Below are 16,319 nucleotides of genomic sequence, written 5' to 3' on the forward strand. Positions count from 1 at the left end.
CTGGGCGTCACGCTCCGGCAGCCTCGGCACGCCACTGTTCCACCAACTGGCGCAGCTCGCGCCGTATGACCTTGCCTGTCGTTGTCATGGGCAGCTCTTGAACAAAGTAAACTTCGCGCGGATACTCATGTGCCGCAAGCCGCGTCTTGACATGATGCTGAATGGCACGCCGCAGGGCGTCATCCCCTTCATGGCCATCCTGCAGAACAATAATGGCAGCAACCACCTCGGTGCGCTGGACGTCGGGCGCACCGACCACCGCCACCATCTTCACGCTCGGGTGCTGCAAAATGCAGTCCTCGATTTCGCCGGGGCCAATGCGATAGCCCGCAGACGTAATCACATCATCGTTGCGGCCCACAAAATGCACATAACCCTCGTCATCCAGGTGACCGGTATCGCCGGTAATCAGCCAATCACCGATGTATTTTTCCTGGGTCGCCTTCTCGTTGTTCCAGTACCGCAGGAACATGACGGGGTCTGGCCCGCGGACGGCGATATTGCCGCTCTGACCCGTGCCGACGACTTGTCCCGCATCGTCGACCACGGCAACATGATGCCCTGGCACGGGGCGGCCAATCGCACCTGGACGCACCGGCATCAGATCAGCGCACGAAGACACCGTCATATTGCATTCCGTCTGCCCATAGAACTCATTGATGGTCAGCCCAAAGGTACGACGGCCCCAGTCCAGCAGCTCGCTGCCTAGCGTTTCGCCCCCACTGGCCACGGAACGCAATCGGTACGACCAGCGGCTTTCGGGGTGCGTGACCGTACGCATCATCTTGAGTGCGGTCGGCGGCAAAAAGGTATTGCGAACGCTGTAATCCTGCAGCAACTGGAAGGCAGCGTCGGGGGTGAACTTCTGAAAACGGTGAGCCACAACGGGAATGCCATGGTGCCAGGCCGGTAATAACACATCCAGCAGCCCGCCTATCCAGGCCCAGTCGGCCGGTGTCCACAAACAATCGTCTTCCTGGGGCAGCAGATTATGAGAAATCTCCACGCCCGGCAGGTGGCCCAGCAAGACACGATGCGCGTGCAGCGCCCCCTTGGGCTGCCCGGTCGTGCCTGACGTGTAGATAATGAGCGCAGGATCATCTGCGCCAGTATCGGCCGTCTTGAGATCATCGTTGTGCCGCGCCATTTCGCGATGCAGATCCAGGGTGCCGGGTTGTGGGCCGTCTATGGTGAACACTACCTGCAGCGCGGGTAGTTTATCGCGAATGCCAGCCAGCTTGGCGGCACCTTCCGCGTTGGTGACCACCACTGTTGCGCCGCTGTCTGCCAGGCGATACAACAAGGCCTCGGCACCAAACAGCGAAAACAGAGGAATGGCAATACACCCGATTTTGTAGCAACCGATGTGGGCAAAAGCGGTTTCGGGCGCCTGCGGCAGCAAAATGCCCACGCGATCGCCAACCTGTATGCCCTGCGCCAGCAGCAATTTGCCGAAACGATTGGACGCCTCGTTCATTTGGCCAAAGCTGTAATCATGCGCCTTGCCCTGCCCGTCGATGAACGTGAGCGCGCGCCGGTCGGCATCCTGCTCCGCCCATTTGCCGCAAGCGTCATGCCCGATGTTGTACCGCTGCGGAATATTCCACGCAAACCGGTCCTGGATATCCTGGTAGCTGGAAGGTGACGATGGCAACATGGGGGCTCCTCATATTCATGATTTGTTATGAATATGAGTATAGTCCCGGCGTCAGGCGATCACTGCGCTGGCCTCCAGGTAACGACGCAGAATGCCCGCAGAATAGACACTGGCCACCTGGTCCAGAAAGGCGCTGAAATCCAGGCTGGCGCTGTCGTCTGCCCGATCAGAAATAGTACGCACCACAGCAAAGGGCACTTCGTACTCGTGGCATATCTGGGCGACGGCAGCGCCTTCCATCTCCACACACAGGGCATCGGGCAATTCCGCCCGCAGCGAAGCAACGCCGCTCGCGTCGTTGATAAAACGATCTCCACTCACAATCATGCCCCGGTGCACCGCAGGCTGCTCAAAGCCGAACCGACGGCAAAGATCGGGGCCCGCATGCGCCATGAAATCCTCTTGCAAATAGGCCGTGGCGCATCGAGCCAGCAAATCAGAGGCGCCCGCGTCCGCAGCAAATTTGCTGCATGCCAGCAACGGGATCTCGTAACGTGGGAACAAGGGGCTGGCATCCATATCGTGCTGGAGCAGGCTTTCGGCCACCACGACATCGCCGACCCGCAGTTGATCCGCCACGGCACCGGCCAGTCCGGTAAAGACAAGCTGTCCTGCGTTAAATTCTCGGATCAGTGTCACGGCTGTGGCAGCCGCCGCCACTTTGCCCACCCGTGCCAACACAATTACGCATTCGCTGCCCAGCAACTGGCCTGAGTAGTAGTCGCGACCGCCTATCCGGCGAACTTCAGCGCCCGCCCCCATTGCCGCCAACAATCCTGCAACCTCTCCATGCAGGGCCGCCATGATTCCGATTCGTTTCATCAATCCTCGTCCTTCTCCATATCTTGTCGGGCCTGCGCCAACTCATCGGCAATCCAGTTGCGCAAGGCGACCAAGGGCGGCCAGTCGTTCAGCGCGGGAGGATACACCAGATGGTAAGTTTGATCTATTTCGTACTCGACGGTCACTGGCGAAAGCCGGATCAGACGGCCGTCGCGTATGGCATCGGCCGCCAATGCTTCGCGTGCCAGGGTAAGGCCTACGCCATGCTCGGCAGCCTGCAGCATCAAACCCATATCGTTGAACTGAGCGACCGGATTGACATCGACGTCCAATCCTGCCGCGGCAAACCAGGCTTTCCAGACCGCCCGATCGCCCAACAGCGGTTCGCGCAGAAAAGCGGCGGGCGGCGCATCCACCAGCCGCCGGGCATCAATGGCGCAGCCCACCAGAATCAACGAGGTGGGGGTTTCGAACAGTTTTTCAGACACCAGCCCCGGCCACGGCCCCACTCCCTGGCGCAATCCGGCGTGAAATCCTTCACGCTTGAGATCCACAAGACCCTGCGTTACGTCGACTTCCAGAGCGATGTCTGGATGTCGGGCGTGCCAGCGCCCTACCCGGGGGAGCAGCCAACGCTGGGCAAATGAGGGCAACACCGTCACCCGCAAACGCTGCTCCACGCCACACGCGGCGGCAGCGGCTGCCTGGGCCCCCTCGTCAATCTGAAGCAAGGCTGCCTGGACACTGCGCAGAAACGCAGCGCCTGCGGCATTCAGCACAACACGCCGGCCACGCCGCTCAAACAAAGGAAAACCCAGTTGGCGTTCCAGAACACGGATTTGCTGACTGACCGCGCTATGCGTGAGATGCATGCAATCGGCCGCCGCCCGCAGATTCTGCAGTTCTGCGACGACACGAAAAACAGGAAGCGTACTGAGCGGTATGCGCATGCTGGTAAGCATAACTGCCCAGCTTGTTCAAAACAAGTTGATTCACAGCCGAGGACTGGATGCTTATCCTTACCAGTATCTACTTTCCCTACTCGGAGACCATCGTGATGAACCTCGACTGTCAAGCCCAAAACACGCTTTCCGCCCTCTGCGGCGGCACAACAGCGCAGACGACGACATCGCCGCACGTCAGCGCGCGTTTACCGACGCCATGGCAACGGTTTGCAGCCGCATGGGTGATGGGAAGCCGGTTTCTTGTGCTTTTACCCTGGCGCCTGTTTTCGCTTGCGCGTTCCCTGCCAGAAAGTCCGTTGAATGCCGACACAAAAAAACAGCGTACCCACGCTGCCTGGGCGCGTTCGCGGCGACATATTGCCCATCTGGATGCTCGCATCCTGCAGGATATTGGTGCGCCCGCCTGGATTATTAATGAAACCACCCACAAGCAGGCGCAGGAGGCAAAAAGACTGATATCGCTCATCGGGCGCTGAAACAGAAGCAAGGGCAAACCCCTATGCTCCCGGCAGATCAAATCCCGCGTGTCGTCTTTATACTCAGCCCTCAAGACTAGGCACTGGGAACTATCAACACATGACACGTACGCTTGATTATCTGAAAAATATTGCCAAAGAACACGGGAGCGCGATTGCATTGCATGAAAACGACGTTCAGGTCAGCTACGAAGAACTGGCCGTCGCGGTCAATGCGCTGGCGGTCGCCCTCCACATGAATGATCCTACGCCAGGCTCCAGAGTGGCGCTGTGCGCCGTAAATTCACTGGAATATCTGGTAAGCGTGCTCGCCATTCAGGCGGCAGACAAGGTGGTGGTGCCGCTGGACCCCCGGGCCGACCTGGAGAGCCTGCATAGCCTGCTCGAAGCCAGCCTCCCCAGCACGCTAATCGTTGATGAGCACGGTGATGCCAAAATCCAATGCGACGAAGACTTCAAAATCCGGTTTTCACAGTTCGAAGGCCTGGTACGAACTTATCGCGACCACTCGCTGCCACTCCCTCTATAATGTACCGCGCCTAAACACATATACGGAGCGGCATATGTCCCCTACTACAATGGAAAATCTCGGCAAACTTGTCTTGCGCCTGACCATCGGCATTCTCATTTTGCTCCATGGCATCTCCAAGCTCAGGAACGGGGTCAGCGGAATAGAATCCATGCTTGCCTCCCACGGCCTGCCCGCGTTTTTCGCGTGGGGGGTTTATGTCGGCGAAGTCATCGCACCGCTTCTTCTCATTGTGGGCATATACACCCGGATTGGCGGGCTGCTCATTGTCATCAACATGCTTTTTGCGCTTGCGCTGGCGCATTCGAGCCAGCTGTATCAGCTCAGCAGTACTGGCGGCTGGCAACTGGAGCTGCAAGGCTTGTTCCTGTTTGGCAGCCTGGCGGTCGCATTGCTGGGCGCAGGTCGCTACAGTGTGGCAGGCACTTCCGGCTCCTGTAACTGACGCAACCCCATCGCTTAGTCCGCATTCCCGCAAGCTGGCCTGAGGCCGGCTTGCTATAGGACCTCTGCAGCCGACGCGTCAGCCTTTGCGTCTGCGGGCAACATCTCCATCGCACCCTTCAGCGAATCAGACCTTTCATTCCCAAGCTGTGTTTGTATCGTTCCAGTATGGCGCGTGTGATTTTCTGCTGCCGACTGCCGCGAGGCTCGATCAATCCTACATCGCGGGTCAACGAGCCAAGTTTTCCGGGCAAGGCCAGGACCCGCAGATCACTGCCGACGCTCCAGTCAACTGTGTGCAGCAATGGCAAAATCGTAACGCCGACTTCATCCCTGACCAGGCTCAGGATCTGCTCGATAGCGTTCAGTTCAAGAAAGTCGTCAGGCGTCACGCCCAGCTTCTGCAACACGCGATCAATCTGGCGCCCCGTATGCTGCGTGCGATCAAAGCGCAAAAAGGGATGATGGGCCAGAATTTCTCTGGGATCGTCGCCCTCGACCGACGCGGCGACAATTAACCGCACCGGCTCATGCTGCAGCAATGACCAGCGTACGCTGGCCGTACGCTTACCCATGTTCACCACGAACGCGGCGTCGACATCGCCATGCTCAAGCTTTTGCGCCAGCTCGCTCGACTTGCCTGACACCAGCCGGATGCCCAGCCCCGGATGCTCGGTTTTCAACTGAGAAACGATCTGCGCCAGGATATTCATGCAGGAGACAATCGCGCCAATCGTCAGTTGTCCCTGAAACTGCCCATCCGGAGGATTGGGCTGCTTGATGCGCTCATACATCTCAAGCAATTTCTTGATCTCGGGCAATAGCTCCTGCCCAGCCGTATTGAGCAAAGCAAGCCGGCCGCACCGATCAAAAAGCTCGCGGCCGAATTCCTGCTCCAACGCACGCATCTGCAGGCTGACGGCCGCCTGCGACAAGCCGACATGCTCGGCCGCTTCAGAAAAAGACCCTAGCCGCGCCACCGCGACAAAGGTGCGCATGAATCTGAGATTGCTCATAAGAAAAACTTGTGGATTGATTCAACAATTTAAATTGCTGTAATGATTGATTGATAGTAGCTTATATGGTTCGACAAATGCCGGAACCTGTGTCATGAAGAACTTTAATTGGGCCAATCCCTATCCGTCCACGCGTACGCCGCTGTTCGCGCGCAATGTCGTGGCGACCTCGCATCCCCTTGCGGCACAAGCCGGCCTGCGGATGATGCTCAAAGGCGGGAACGCTATCGACGCCGCCCTTGCCGCCGCCGCCACCATTACCCTGGTCGAACCCGTCTCCTGCGGTATCGGCGGAGACTGCTTCGCCATCCTGTGGGACGGCAAGAAGCTGCACGGCCTGAACTCCTCCGGCCCGGCGCCCGCTGCGTGGAATGTTGAATACTTCAAGCGTAAATATGGCGTCGGCGACGACGGCCTGGCCAAGCGTCCCATCCGCGGCTGGGATGCCGTTACGGTTCCCGGCGTCGTGGCCGGATGGGCCGCACTGCACGAGCGCTTCGGCAAACTGCCCTTTGATGTGCTGTTCGAGCCCGCCATAGAAATTGCCCAACGCGGCTATATCATCCCACCCGTTGTGGCCGGAAAATGGGCCAAGGCTGCCGACGAACTCAAGGACCAGCCCGGTTTTGCCCGCGCCTTCATGCCAGAAGGCCGCGCACCACGCATAGGCGAAAACTTCCGCTTCTCCGATGCCGCGAACACGCTCAAGCGCATTGCCGAGAGTTATGGCCGCGACATGTATGAAGGCGAACTGGCCGACAAGATCGCAGCGTTCAGCAGCGAGTGCGGCGGTGCCATGACCCTGGACGACCTGCGCAGCTACAAGCCCGAATGGGTCGACCTCATCGACAAGGACTATCACGGCTATACCGTGAGCCAGATCCCGCCCAACGGCCAGGGCATTGCTGCGCTGATCGCCCTGGGCATTGCCGAGCGCTTTGATCTGCGCAATTACCCGGTGGATTCCGTCGAGTCTCAGCATATCCAGATCGAAGCCATGAAGCTGGCTTTTGCTGATCTGTACCATCACGTTTCAGACCGGCGCAGCATGAAGCTGGCGCCCGAGCAGCTTCTCGACGACAACTATCTGGACAGCCGTGCCAAACTCATCAGGCTGGACCAGGCCGGCTCTTATGCAGCGGGGCGTCCGCCAGCCGGAGGCACCATCTACCTTTCTGCCGCCGACGAAAACGGCATGATGATTTCCTTCATCCAGTCGAACTATATGGGCTTTGGTTCCGGGATTGTTGTGCCGGGCACCGGCATCAGCATGCAGAATCGAGGAGTGGGATTCTCGATGGACCCGCAATCGCCCAACGTGGTCGAAGGCGGAAAACGCCCTTTCCACACCATTATCCCCGGCTTCCTCAGCAAAGACGGCCAGCCAGTCATGGGGTTTGGCGTCATGGGCGGCGACATGCAGCCGCAGGGGCACCTGCAGACCCTGGTACGCATGATCGACTACGACCAGCAACCGCAGGCTGCTTGCTGCGCCCCACGCTGGAAAGTCAACAGGGATTTCACGCTGGACATTGAGTCAAGCATGAACAATGATGTGGTAGAGGGACTCAAGGGGCTGGGGCATACCTTCCATTCGGTGTACGACCCGTACATGGACTTTGGCGCCGGCCAATTCATCTGGCGGTTGTCGGATACCGATGCCGACGCCGGCTATGTCGCGGCAAGCGACGGCCGCAGAGATGGCCAGGCTGTCGGCTTCTAATACGATAAGAGAGGGGACAAACTCATGAAACGAATCACCCTATTGCTCGGCGGCCTGATGTTGGGCGCCGCCGCGGCGAGCCATGCGCAGGTATTGCGTGTGGGCATGCAAGACGATCCGGATACGCTGGATCCTCACCGATCCCGCACCTACGCGGCGCGCATTGTCTTTACTTCGCTGTGCGACAAGCTGGTGGATATCGACGCCAAGCTCAATTTTGTGCCCAGGCTGGCCACCTCGTGGTCCTGGAATGAAGACAGCACCAAGCTCACTTTCAAGCTGCGCGATGATGTCGTGTTTCACGACGGCACAAAGTTCGACGCCCAGGCCGCCAAGGCCAACCTGGAGCGAGCCATCACCCTGCCCTCCAGCCAGCGCAAGAGCGAGCTGGCATCGGTAACGCAGGTCGACGCGCCAGATGCCACGACGCTTGTCATTACCGTTGCGCGGCCCGACGCTCCGCTGCTGGCGCAACTGTCCGATCGTGCTGGCATGATGCTTTCGCCGGCCAACTTCGACGCGCCCGACAGCGAATCCACGATAGGCCGGGACCCGGTCTGCTCAGGGCCCTATAAATTCGTCAAGCGCGTGCAGAATGATCGCATCGTGCTTGAGAAGTTCAACGAGTACTACGATGCCGACGACTTTGCGTTCAAGCAGGTCGAGTACGTCGCCATTCCCGATTCAACGGTTCGCTTGTCCAATCTGCGCTCCGGCGGCATTGACATCCTTGAGCGGTTGAACCCCACGGATGTCGCGCAAGTCAAGGAAGACAGCACGCTGGCGTTCAAACCCGTCGCAGGCCTCGGTTTCCGGCAATTCATGTTCAACGTAGGCAACGGCGAACGCGCCAAGACGAATCCTTTCAACGACAAACGCGTACGCCAGGCCTTTCAGCTTACGATAGACCGCAAGGCCATCAGCGAGGTGATTGGCGGCGGCATCTTCCCGCCCGCGCAGCAGCCCTTCCCGCCGGCCAGCCCTTACCATAGCGACAAGTTCCCCGCCCGCGATCCGGATATCGAGAAAGCCAAGGCATTGCTCAAAGAAGCAGGCAAAGAAACCGTGCAAGCCGAGCTTACGTTCGCCAACAACACCATTGAGTCATCTACTGCCCAGATGGTGCAGGCCATGGCGGCTCAGGCAGGCATTCAGCTCAGCCTGCGGCCTACCGAGTACGCTGCCATGCTGTCCGAATCGGCCCAGGGCAAGTTTCAGGTAGATATGCGTGGCTGGTCGGGCCGTGTCGATCCAGACGGCAACATCTATTCCTTCGTAACCTGCAAGGGCACGCTGAACGATGGCAAATACTGCAATCCCAAGGTAGACGAACTGCTCGACAAGGCACGCACGGTGTCGGACGTTGCGCAGCGCAAGGCGGTCTACGACGAAGCGCAGGCCATACTGCAGGACGAACTGCCCAGCATGTACATTTATTATCAGCCCTGGCCATTTGCCACCAGCAATAAGGTACAAGGATTTGAACCCTATCCGGACGGCATGATCCGCCTGAAGGGCGTATCGTTCAAATGATCGCTCCCTAGCCCAGCGGGACCCCTGCATGTTCAAACTTATTCTGCGTCGTGTCATCGTAGCGATACCGACGCTAATTCTCGTCTCCATCGTTATATTCGGACTGCAGAAGATTCTGCCAGGGGATCCGGTTCTCGCCATGGCAGGCGAAGAGCGGGATCCCGCGGTGCTCGATTTTCTGCGAGAAAAATACCGTCTGAACGACCCCTTGCCCGTGCAGTACTTCGCATGGATGAAAGAAGTCTCTCAAGGCAATCTCGGGGTCTCTTTGCGCACCGACATCCCGGTCACCTCACTGATTGCCAACAAACTGCCTGTCACCATACAGCTGGCGGTCATGGCCATGTTCTTTGCGATTCTGGTCGGCATACCGCTCGGTATTCTGGCGGCCGTGCGCAAAGGCACGCGAACGGAATTCGCCGCCAATCTTTTTGCGCTGTCGGGCATGTCCATCCCCAATTTCTGGCTGGGCATCGTCATGATCATGATCATTTCCGTCTGGCTCAGATGGTTGCCCGCATCAGGCTATGTGCCACTCGGCACCGATGTATGGCTATCGCTCAAGACCATGCTGATGCCTTCCATCGTGCTGGCCACCGCCATCAGCGCCTACCTCATGCGTCACACTCGCTCAGCCATGCTCGAAGCGCTCAGGGCCGACTACGTGCGCACTGCACGGGCCAAGGGCGCGTCGGAGCGCATTGTCGTACTGCGCCATGCCTTGCGCAATGCGCTCATGCCCATTGTCACGCTGGTCACCATTCTGTTTGGCGAACTGCTTGCCGGCGCGGTGCTCACTGAGCAGATCTTCGGTATCCCCGGCTTTGGCAAGCTGCTGGTGGATGCCGTGTTCAATCGCGACTACGCCGTGGTGCAGGGCGTGGTGCTGTGCATTGCAGTAGGCTTTATCGTACTTACGCTCGTTGCCGATGTGCTGTACACACTCGTTAACCCAAGGCTGAGGTACTCATGAGTTCGCACGCCATCGAAGCCGCGCCGGCATTGCCTGAACGCCGCCGCAACCGCGCCTGGAGCAAATTCAAGCGCAACCGCTCGGCCATGCTGGGCGCTGCCATTGTGCTGACCATTATCGTGGTCGCCATCCTGGCGCCCTTTTTGTCCAGCTACGATCCCGCGCAGGTCAGTTTCACGGCCATCCGCAAGGCTCCCTCGGCCACGCACTGGCTGGGCACCGATGAGTTGGGCCGCGACATTTTCAGCCGCATGCTATACGGCGCCCGGGCATCGCTGCTGGCCGGCATGTGTTCTGTGCTGATCGCCCTGCTGGCGGGCGTTCCGCTGGGATTGCTGGCCGGATACTTTGGCGGCCTGATCGACGGCTGCATTTCGCGTGCCACCGAAGCGCTGCTGTCTATTCCCTTTCTGATTCTGGCCATCGCGCTCGCCGCCTTTCTTGGCCCCAGCCTGACCAATGCCATGATTGCCATCGGGGTGTCAGCGGCGCCGCTGTTCATACGGCTGTCGCGCGGCCAGGTACTGGCCATCAAGAACGAAGACTATGTGCAAAGCACGCGCTCGCTCGGCGCATCCAATACGCGCATCATCCTGCGCCACATCCTGCCTAATGTTATGCCCGCCCTCATTGTGCAGGCGACCATCATGATCGCCAGCGCCATCATTGCTGAAGCCAGCCTGTCCTTTCTGGGTCTGGGCCTGCAGCCGCCCAACCCGTCCTGGGGCTCCATGCTCAATACCGCCAAGAACTTCATGACACAGGCGCCGTGGATGTCTATTTTTCCCGGCGGTGCGATATTTTTCGCAGTGTTCGGATTCAACTTGTTGGGCGATGGCCTGCGCGATGCGCTGGATCCACGCCAAGACCACTGACGATATGCAGACGATGCAAGACGAACATGTTATCCAGGTCTCAAATCTGAGCGTTGCATTCAGCACGCCGGAGCATACCGTGCAGGCCGTCAAGAATCTCTCCTTTCATGTCAGCAAAGGCGAGACACTGGCCATTGTGGGAGAGTCCGGCTCAGGAAAATCCGTCACATCGCTTTCGCTGATGCGGTTGGTGGAATTCGGCGGCGGCCATATTGCACAGGGTGAAATGCTGCTGCGCCGACGCAACGGCACGCTGATGGATCTGGCCAAGGCGACAGAACTGGAAATGCGCAAAATCCGGGGCGCCGATATTGCCATGATCTTCCAGGAGCCCATGACATCGCTGAATCCCAGCTTCACCGCAGGACGACAGATTGCCGAAGCCCTGCAGTTGCACCAGGGGATGGACAATCATGCCGCCAACGCAGAAGCCCTGCGCCTGCTGGAAGTCGTGCGTATTCCCGACGCCCGTGCCGTGCTGAGCCGCTATCCCCATCAGTTATCGGGCGGCATGCGCCAGCGCATCATGATCGCCATGGCATTGTCCTGCAAGCCTCAGGTCCTGATTGCCGATGAGCCAACAACCGCGCTCGACGTCACCATCCAGGCTCAGATCCTGCAACTCATACGCCAGTTGCAGCAAGACATGGAGATGGGTGTAATCTTCATCACACACGATATGGGCGTCGTGGCGGAAGTCGCCGATCGGGTTATGGTCATGCTCAAGGGCGATAAGGTTGAAGAGAACGACGCCGACGCCGTATTCAACAATCCCCGCCATCCCTATACACGGGCCCTGCTGGCGGCGGTCCCCAAGCTGGGCTCAATGAAGAACACCAGCGAGCCCGCGCCGTTTCAGCTGATTGACGCCGGCCAACACGCGCTGGAAGCCCCCCTGACGGCAGCTTCACCATCTTCGTCAACGATATCCCCTTCCCCTGTTCCGTCCGACCCCGCCCCGGCTGGCGTACAAACTCAGCGTGCAGGCGCCGAACACACCGCCAGCACTGCGCGCTACGATGAACCGCCTGTCCTGCAGGTGGAAAAACTGGTCACGCGCTTTGATATTGCCAGCGGCATCTTCGGCCGCGTTCGCCATCGCATACACGCCGTCGAGCAAGTCAGCTTCGACCTGTACCCCGGCGAAACGCTGGCGATTGTTGGCGAATCCGGCTGCGGCAAGACGACAACCGGCCGCTCCCTGGCGCAGCTGGAATCCATACGGGAAGGCAAGGTGACCTTCCGCGGGCAAGACTTCCGCCAGTTGTCGCGCAGCCAGAAACAGGCTCTGCGCAAGCATATTCAGTTCATTTTCCAGGATCCCTTCGCCTCGCTCGACCCTCGCGTCACGGTGGGCTACTCCATCATGGAGCCGCTGCTGATCCACGGCGTGGCCAAAGGCAAAAAGGCCATGGAACGGGTGCACTGGCTCATGGACAAGTGTGGTCTCACGCCAGAAATGGCCGACCGCTATCCGCATGAGTTTTCAGGTGGACAGCGTCAGCGCGTATGTATCGCGCGCGCACTGGCACTGAATCCGCAAGTCGTCATCGCAGACGAATCCGTTTCCGCGCTCGATGTCTCCATACAGGCACAGATCGTCAACCTGCTGCTGGACCTTCAGCGCGAACTGGGTCTATCCATTCTGTTCATCTCGCACGACATGGCCGTTGTCGAACGCATCAGTCATCGGGTTGTTGTCATGTATCTGGGCCAGGTGGTTGAAATCGGACCGCGTCGCGCTATTTTTGAGAACCCGCAGCACCCCTATACAAAACGGCTCATGGCCGCCGTGCCGGTGGCTGACCCCAGCTATCGCCACCGCGCACACTCGCTGATGGTGGACGAAATTCCAAGCGCTGTCAGAAGCGTTGACGACCAACCGGTGGTTCAGCCCTTGGTGCAGGTCAGTGAAGGACATTTCGTCGCCCGACACGCTATTGGCGCGTACTGACCCCAGGTCGTGGCAGGGCCGTTCACAGATACGCATACCGTTTTTCCAAACCGGAGACCTCTCATGCATAAACACGCATTCAAACTGGCCCTGGTGGCGAGCCTGCTGCTCTCCAGCACCGCATTGGCGCAAACCACCTTGCGCATCGGCCTGCAGGACGACCCGGACCAGATGGATCCGGCCCGATCCAGAACCTTTGTGGGCAGAATCGTCTTTGCGTCGCTGTGCGACAAGCTGGTCGACATTACGCCAGATCTTGAATTTACGCCGCAGTTGGCCACCGCCTGGGAGTGGGAAGACAATAAAACATTAAAAATGACGCTACGCGAAGGCGCTGTCTATCACGACGGCACGCCCATCGACGCCGCGTCCGTCAAGGCCAATCTGGAACGCGCCAAAACGCTGCCCGACAGCAATCGCAAAAGTGAACTGGCAACGCTCGAAAGCGTCGATGCCCCCGATAGCACTACGGTGGTGCTGCACCTGAGCGAACCTGATGCCTCTCTGCTGTCGCAGCTATCGGATCGCGCCGGTATGATGCAATCGCCTGCCAGTTTCGACAGCGATCCGGGCAAAAATCCCGTCTGTTCGGGCCCCTATCAATTTGCGAACCGCGTTCAGAACGACCATATCACGCTTGAAAAATTTGCCGACTACTGGGATGCCGATAGCTATCACTTTGACACAGTGGTGTTCAAGCCTGTGCCTGACGCAACCGTGCGGCTGAACAGCCTGCGCGCCGGCGACCTGGATATTGCGGAGCGCATTGCACCGAGCGATGCGCAAACCGTCAAAGAGGATCCCAATCTTGAGTTCATGCCGGTCACCGGCCTGGGCTTTCAGGCAATCTCCGTCAACTTTGCCAATGGCCCACGCGCAGACAATCCCCTTGCCAAGGACGAGCGCGTACGCCAGGCATTCGACCTGGCCATCGATCGCGATGCCATCAACCAGATCGTCGGCATGGGCCTGTACCAGCCCGCCTTTCAGCCCTTTCCGCCAGCCAGTTTTGCCTACGACACGTCCGTGGAGCGTAAAGGACGCGATGTGGAGAAAGCACGTGCGTTGCTCAAAGAGGCCGGCCTTGATCGCGTGAAAGTCGAGATTTCCTATGGCAACAACACCATCATGCAGCAAGTGTTCGAGCTGATACAAGCCATGGGCAGCGAAGTGGGTTTTGATATCAGCCTGCGCCCCATGGAATTCGCGGCACTGCAGTCCACCCTGGCGCGCGGTGATTTCGAATTGGCGCAAGCCGGATGGTCGGGCCGCGTGGATCCCAGCGGCAATGTATTCCAGTATGTATCATGCAAGGGCAGCCTGAACGACGGCAAATTCTGCGACAAAGACATGGATACCTTGCTGAATGAGGCGCGACAGGAGCTCGACGTCGACAAGCGCCAGCAGTTGTATAGCCAGTTCATGGCACAGATGCAGGTCAAGCATCCGATTTTCTATACCTACTATCTGCCCTGGACCTTTGGCATTCAAAAAAACGTGGAAGGCTTCATCCCTTATCCCGATGGTCTGGTTCGCCTAAAAAACCTTACCCTCAAAGGAAAGTAATGTTCACCACCCGACCTGAAATTACCGGAACCTTTGGCGTCGTCACGTCGACGCACTGGCTGGCCTCGACGGTTGGCATGGCGATGCTGGAGCGCGGCGGCAACGCGTTCGACGCCTGCGTGGCCAGCGCCTTTATGCTGCACGTGGTCGAGCCGCACCTGGTCGGCCCCGCGGGCGAAGTGCCCGGTATTTTCTATTCTGCAAAAACCGGCCGCACAGAAGTGCTGTGCGGCCAGGGCACGACGCCCGCCGGCGCAACCCTGGCGCACTACCGCGCGCAAGGCCTCACGCTCATCCCCGGCAATGGTCTGCTGGCCACCGTCGTGCCGGGGGCATTCGATGCCTGGATGATATTGCTGCGCGACCATGGCAGCAAAACCCTGAGAGAAGTCCTGGAACCCGCCATCCATTATGCGGCGCACGGCCATCCCATGCTGCCGCGCGTCGCAAACACCATTGCCAATCTCAAGGATTTCTTTGAAACGCACTGGCCCACTTCGGCCAAAGTCTATCTGCCCGACGGCGCAGCGCCCCAAGCCGGCAAGCTGTTCTGCAACCCTGTCCTGGCCGATTGCTGGCGCCGTGTCCTGGCCGAAGCGGAGTCCGCAGGAAGTAACCGCGAACAGCAGATCGAAAAGGCCAGAAAGGTGTTCTACACCGGCTTCGTCGCCGAAGCGATCGATCGTTTTGTGGCGCAGAACGAAGTCATGGACGAAAGCGGCAGGACCAACAAGGGAGTCGTCACAGGCGACGACTTGTCGCGCTGGTCTGCCAGCTACGAAACACCACTGACCTATCAATACGGCAACATCACCGTGGCCAAGACAGGCCCATGGAGCCAGGGCCCGGTCTTCCTGCAGACGCTGGCCTTGCTCAAACACACCGACATTGCCAGTCTTGCGCCTGGCGATCCGCGCTTCATTCACCTCCTGGTCGAAGCCATGAAGCTGGCTTTCGCCGATCGCGAGGCTTATTACGGCGATCCGGCATTTGTCGACGTGCCCATACAAGCGCTGCTATCCGATGACTACAACCAGACGCGCAGCCACCTCATTGGAGAAGAGGCGTCTCGTGATCTGCGTCCCGGCACCCTGCCCGGCTACGAAGCGCAGATCGCACGCATCATGGATGTACTACAGCGGCTGTCACCGCAAACCCCGGAGGACACGCCGCGCTCCGCAATGGACACTTCCAATCCGCTGCTGTCCGCAAAACGTGGCGATACCACGCACATAGACGCCATTGATCGCTGGGGCAATATGATTTCGGTGACGCCGTCGGGCGGGTGGCTGCAGTCTTCGCCTGTCATACCCGAACTGGGGTTCGGGCTGAATACGCGCGCGCAGATGTTCTGGCTGGAAGAAGGCCTGCCTGGCACGCTGGCACCGAACAAACGGCCTCGCACCACCCTCAGCCCCACCTTTCTGTTCAAGGATGAACACCCCTATATGGTATTTGGCACGCCGGGCGGCGATCAGCAAGAACAATGGCAGCTCGTCCTGTTCTTGCGGCATCTTCACCAAGGCATGAATCTGCAGGAAGCCATTGATATGCCATTGTTCCATACCCAACACTTTCCAAGCTCGTTCTATCCGCGGGCCCGCAAGCCGGCCAACATCACCATCGAAACAACCGTCGGCCAGGATGTCATCAAGGACTTGCGCAATCGCGGCCACGACATTGAGGAATCCCCCGAGTGGACGATCGGCCGTCTGACGGCGGCATCGCGCGATCCCGATGGCCTCTTGCATGCCGCCGCCTCGCCGCGCCTGTTGCAGGCCTACGCGGTGGGCCGCTGATCACACCGCAATAAAAAGGCCGCCGA

Annotated in this window: 14 protein-coding genes; 10 read left to right on the forward strand and 4 right to left on the reverse strand. The window is 59.1% G+C overall.

All coding sequences use genetic code 11. From position 1 onward, the window contains the following. Positions 1-7: 7 nt before the first annotated feature. Genes ERE07_RS02720 through ERE07_RS02730 form a run of 3 tightly spaced genes read right to left on the reverse strand, consistent with a single transcriptional unit; the run spans position 8 to position 3,402 of the window. Complete coding sequence (locus tag ERE07_RS02720; RefSeq protein WP_130007262.1) at positions 8-1,657, reverse strand: acyl-CoA synthetase; 1,650 nt, start codon at positions 1,655-1,657, stop codon at positions 8-10. A gap of 51 nt (positions 1,658-1,708) precedes the next feature. After that, positions 1,709-2,479 carry a 5'-methylthioadenosine/adenosylhomocysteine nucleosidase gene (locus tag ERE07_RS02725; protein ID WP_130007263.1) on the reverse strand — a complete coding sequence of 257 codons (771 nt, stop codon included), beginning with the start codon at positions 2,477-2,479 and terminating at the stop codon, positions 1,709-1,711. Then, on the reverse strand, positions 2,479-3,402 hold the full coding sequence (locus ERE07_RS02730; RefSeq protein WP_130007264.1) for a LysR substrate-binding domain-containing protein: 924 nt from the start codon (positions 3,400-3,402) through the stop codon (positions 2,479-2,481). The genes ERE07_RS02725 and ERE07_RS02730 overlap by 1 nt, the downstream gene beginning before the upstream one ends. Before the next feature lie 47 nt (positions 3,403-3,449). On the opposite strand from ERE07_RS02730, the gene ERE07_RS02735 reads away from it, so the two are divergent. From ERE07_RS02735 to ERE07_RS02745, 3 genes are all read left to right on the forward strand, one after another. Then, a complete protein-coding gene (locus tag ERE07_RS02735) occupies positions 3,450-3,881 on the forward strand; it encodes a hypothetical protein (RefSeq protein WP_130007265.1) in 432 nt (143 codons plus the stop codon). Between the two features lie 100 nt (positions 3,882-3,981). Then, a complete protein-coding gene (locus ERE07_RS02740) occupies positions 3,982-4,410 on the forward strand; it encodes an AMP-binding protein (RefSeq protein WP_130007266.1) in 429 nt (142 codons plus the stop codon). A gap of 34 nt (positions 4,411-4,444) precedes the next feature. Continuing rightward, positions 4,445-4,855, forward strand: coding sequence for a DoxX family protein (locus tag ERE07_RS02745; RefSeq protein WP_130007267.1), 411 nt, complete (start codon positions 4,445-4,447; stop codon positions 4,853-4,855). A gap of 118 nt (positions 4,856-4,973) precedes the next feature. Here ERE07_RS02745 and ERE07_RS02750 read toward each other — a convergent pair whose 3' ends face one another. Then, a complete protein-coding gene (locus ERE07_RS02750; protein ID WP_130007268.1) occupies positions 4,974-5,870 on the reverse strand; it encodes a LysR substrate-binding domain-containing protein in 897 nt (298 codons plus the stop codon). A 94-nt stretch (positions 5,871-5,964) separates the two neighbouring features. On the opposite strand from ERE07_RS02750, the gene ERE07_RS02755 reads away from it, so the two are divergent. From ERE07_RS02755 to ERE07_RS02785, 7 genes are all read left to right on the forward strand, one after another. After that, entirely contained in the window at positions 5,965-7,593 is a 1,629-nt protein-coding gene (locus ERE07_RS02755) for a gamma-glutamyltransferase family protein (RefSeq protein ID WP_130007269.1), read from the forward strand. A gap of 24 nt (positions 7,594-7,617) precedes the next feature. Further along, positions 7,618-9,126 (forward strand): ABC transporter substrate-binding protein, encoded by a 1,509-nt coding sequence (locus ERE07_RS02760; protein WP_130007270.1) that lies wholly within the window; start codon positions 7,618-7,620, stop codon positions 9,124-9,126. Between the two features lie 28 nt (positions 9,127-9,154). Next, the gene (locus tag ERE07_RS02765; RefSeq protein WP_130007271.1) at positions 9,155-10,099 is read left to right on the forward strand and encodes an ABC transporter permease; all 945 of its coding nucleotides are present in this window, start codon (positions 9,155-9,157) and stop codon (positions 10,097-10,099) included. Beyond that, complete coding sequence (locus ERE07_RS02770; RefSeq protein WP_130007272.1) at positions 10,096-10,974, forward strand: ABC transporter permease; 879 nt, start codon at positions 10,096-10,098, stop codon at positions 10,972-10,974. The genes ERE07_RS02765 and ERE07_RS02770 overlap by 4 nt, the downstream gene beginning before the upstream one ends. Positions 10,975-10,987: 13 nt before the next feature. After that, positions 10,988-12,928: a dipeptide ABC transporter ATP-binding protein gene (locus tag ERE07_RS02775; protein WP_425330953.1), complete on the forward strand. Its 1,941-nt coding sequence runs from the start codon at positions 10,988-10,990 to the stop codon at positions 12,926-12,928. A 63-nt stretch (positions 12,929-12,991) separates the two neighbouring features. After that, positions 12,992-14,494: an ABC transporter substrate-binding protein gene (locus tag ERE07_RS02780; RefSeq protein ID WP_130007273.1), complete on the forward strand. Its 1,503-nt coding sequence runs from the start codon at positions 12,992-12,994 to the stop codon at positions 14,492-14,494. Then, the gene (locus ERE07_RS02785) at positions 14,494-16,293 is read left to right on the forward strand and encodes a gamma-glutamyltransferase family protein (RefSeq protein ID WP_130007274.1); all 1,800 of its coding nucleotides are present in this window, start codon (positions 14,494-14,496) and stop codon (positions 16,291-16,293) included. Before ERE07_RS02780 ends, ERE07_RS02785 begins: the two co-directional genes overlap by 1 nt. Positions 16,294-16,319: the final 26 nt, after the last annotated feature.

This window comes from Allopusillimonas ginsengisoli (assembly GCF_004153455.1).
GTDB classification, from domain to species: Bacteria; Pseudomonadota; Gammaproteobacteria; order Burkholderiales; family Burkholderiaceae_B; genus Allopusillimonas; species Allopusillimonas ginsengisoli.

Coding starts and splice junctions, on each gene's coding strand:
- ERE07_RS02720 (WP_130007262.1), bottom strand. CDS start 1,657: ATGTTGCCATCGTCACCTTCCAGCTACCAGGATATCCAGGACCGGTTT.
- ERE07_RS02725 (WP_130007263.1), bottom strand. CDS start 2,479: ATGAAACGAATCGGAATCATGGCGGCCCTGCATGGAGAGGTTGCAGGA.
- ERE07_RS02730 (WP_130007264.1), bottom strand. CDS start 3,402: ATGCTTACCAGCATGCGCATACCGCTCAGTACGCTTCCTGTTTTTCGT.
- ERE07_RS02735 (WP_130007265.1), top strand. CDS start 3,450: ATGCTTATCCTTACCAGTATCTACTTTCCCTACTCGGAGACCATCGTG.
- ERE07_RS02740 (WP_130007266.1), top strand. CDS start 3,982: ATGACACGTACGCTTGATTATCTGAAAAATATTGCCAAAGAACACGGG.
- ERE07_RS02745 (WP_130007267.1), top strand. CDS start 4,445: ATGTCCCCTACTACAATGGAAAATCTCGGCAAACTTGTCTTGCGCCTG.
- ERE07_RS02750 (WP_130007268.1), bottom strand. CDS start 5,870: ATGAGCAATCTCAGATTCATGCGCACCTTTGTCGCGGTGGCGCGGCTA.
- ERE07_RS02755 (WP_130007269.1), top strand. CDS start 5,965: ATGAAGAACTTTAATTGGGCCAATCCCTATCCGTCCACGCGTACGCCG.
- ERE07_RS02760 (WP_130007270.1), top strand. CDS start 7,618: ATGAAACGAATCACCCTATTGCTCGGCGGCCTGATGTTGGGCGCCGCC.
- ERE07_RS02765 (WP_130007271.1), top strand. CDS start 9,155: ATGTTCAAACTTATTCTGCGTCGTGTCATCGTAGCGATACCGACGCTA.
- ERE07_RS02770 (WP_130007272.1), top strand. CDS start 10,096: ATGAGTTCGCACGCCATCGAAGCCGCGCCGGCATTGCCTGAACGCCGC.
- ERE07_RS02775 (WP_425330953.1), top strand. CDS start 10,988: ATGCAAGACGAACATGTTATCCAGGTCTCAAATCTGAGCGTTGCATTC.
- ERE07_RS02780 (WP_130007273.1), top strand. CDS start 12,992: ATGCATAAACACGCATTCAAACTGGCCCTGGTGGCGAGCCTGCTGCTC.
- ERE07_RS02785 (WP_130007274.1), top strand. CDS start 14,494: ATGTTCACCACCCGACCTGAAATTACCGGAACCTTTGGCGTCGTCACG.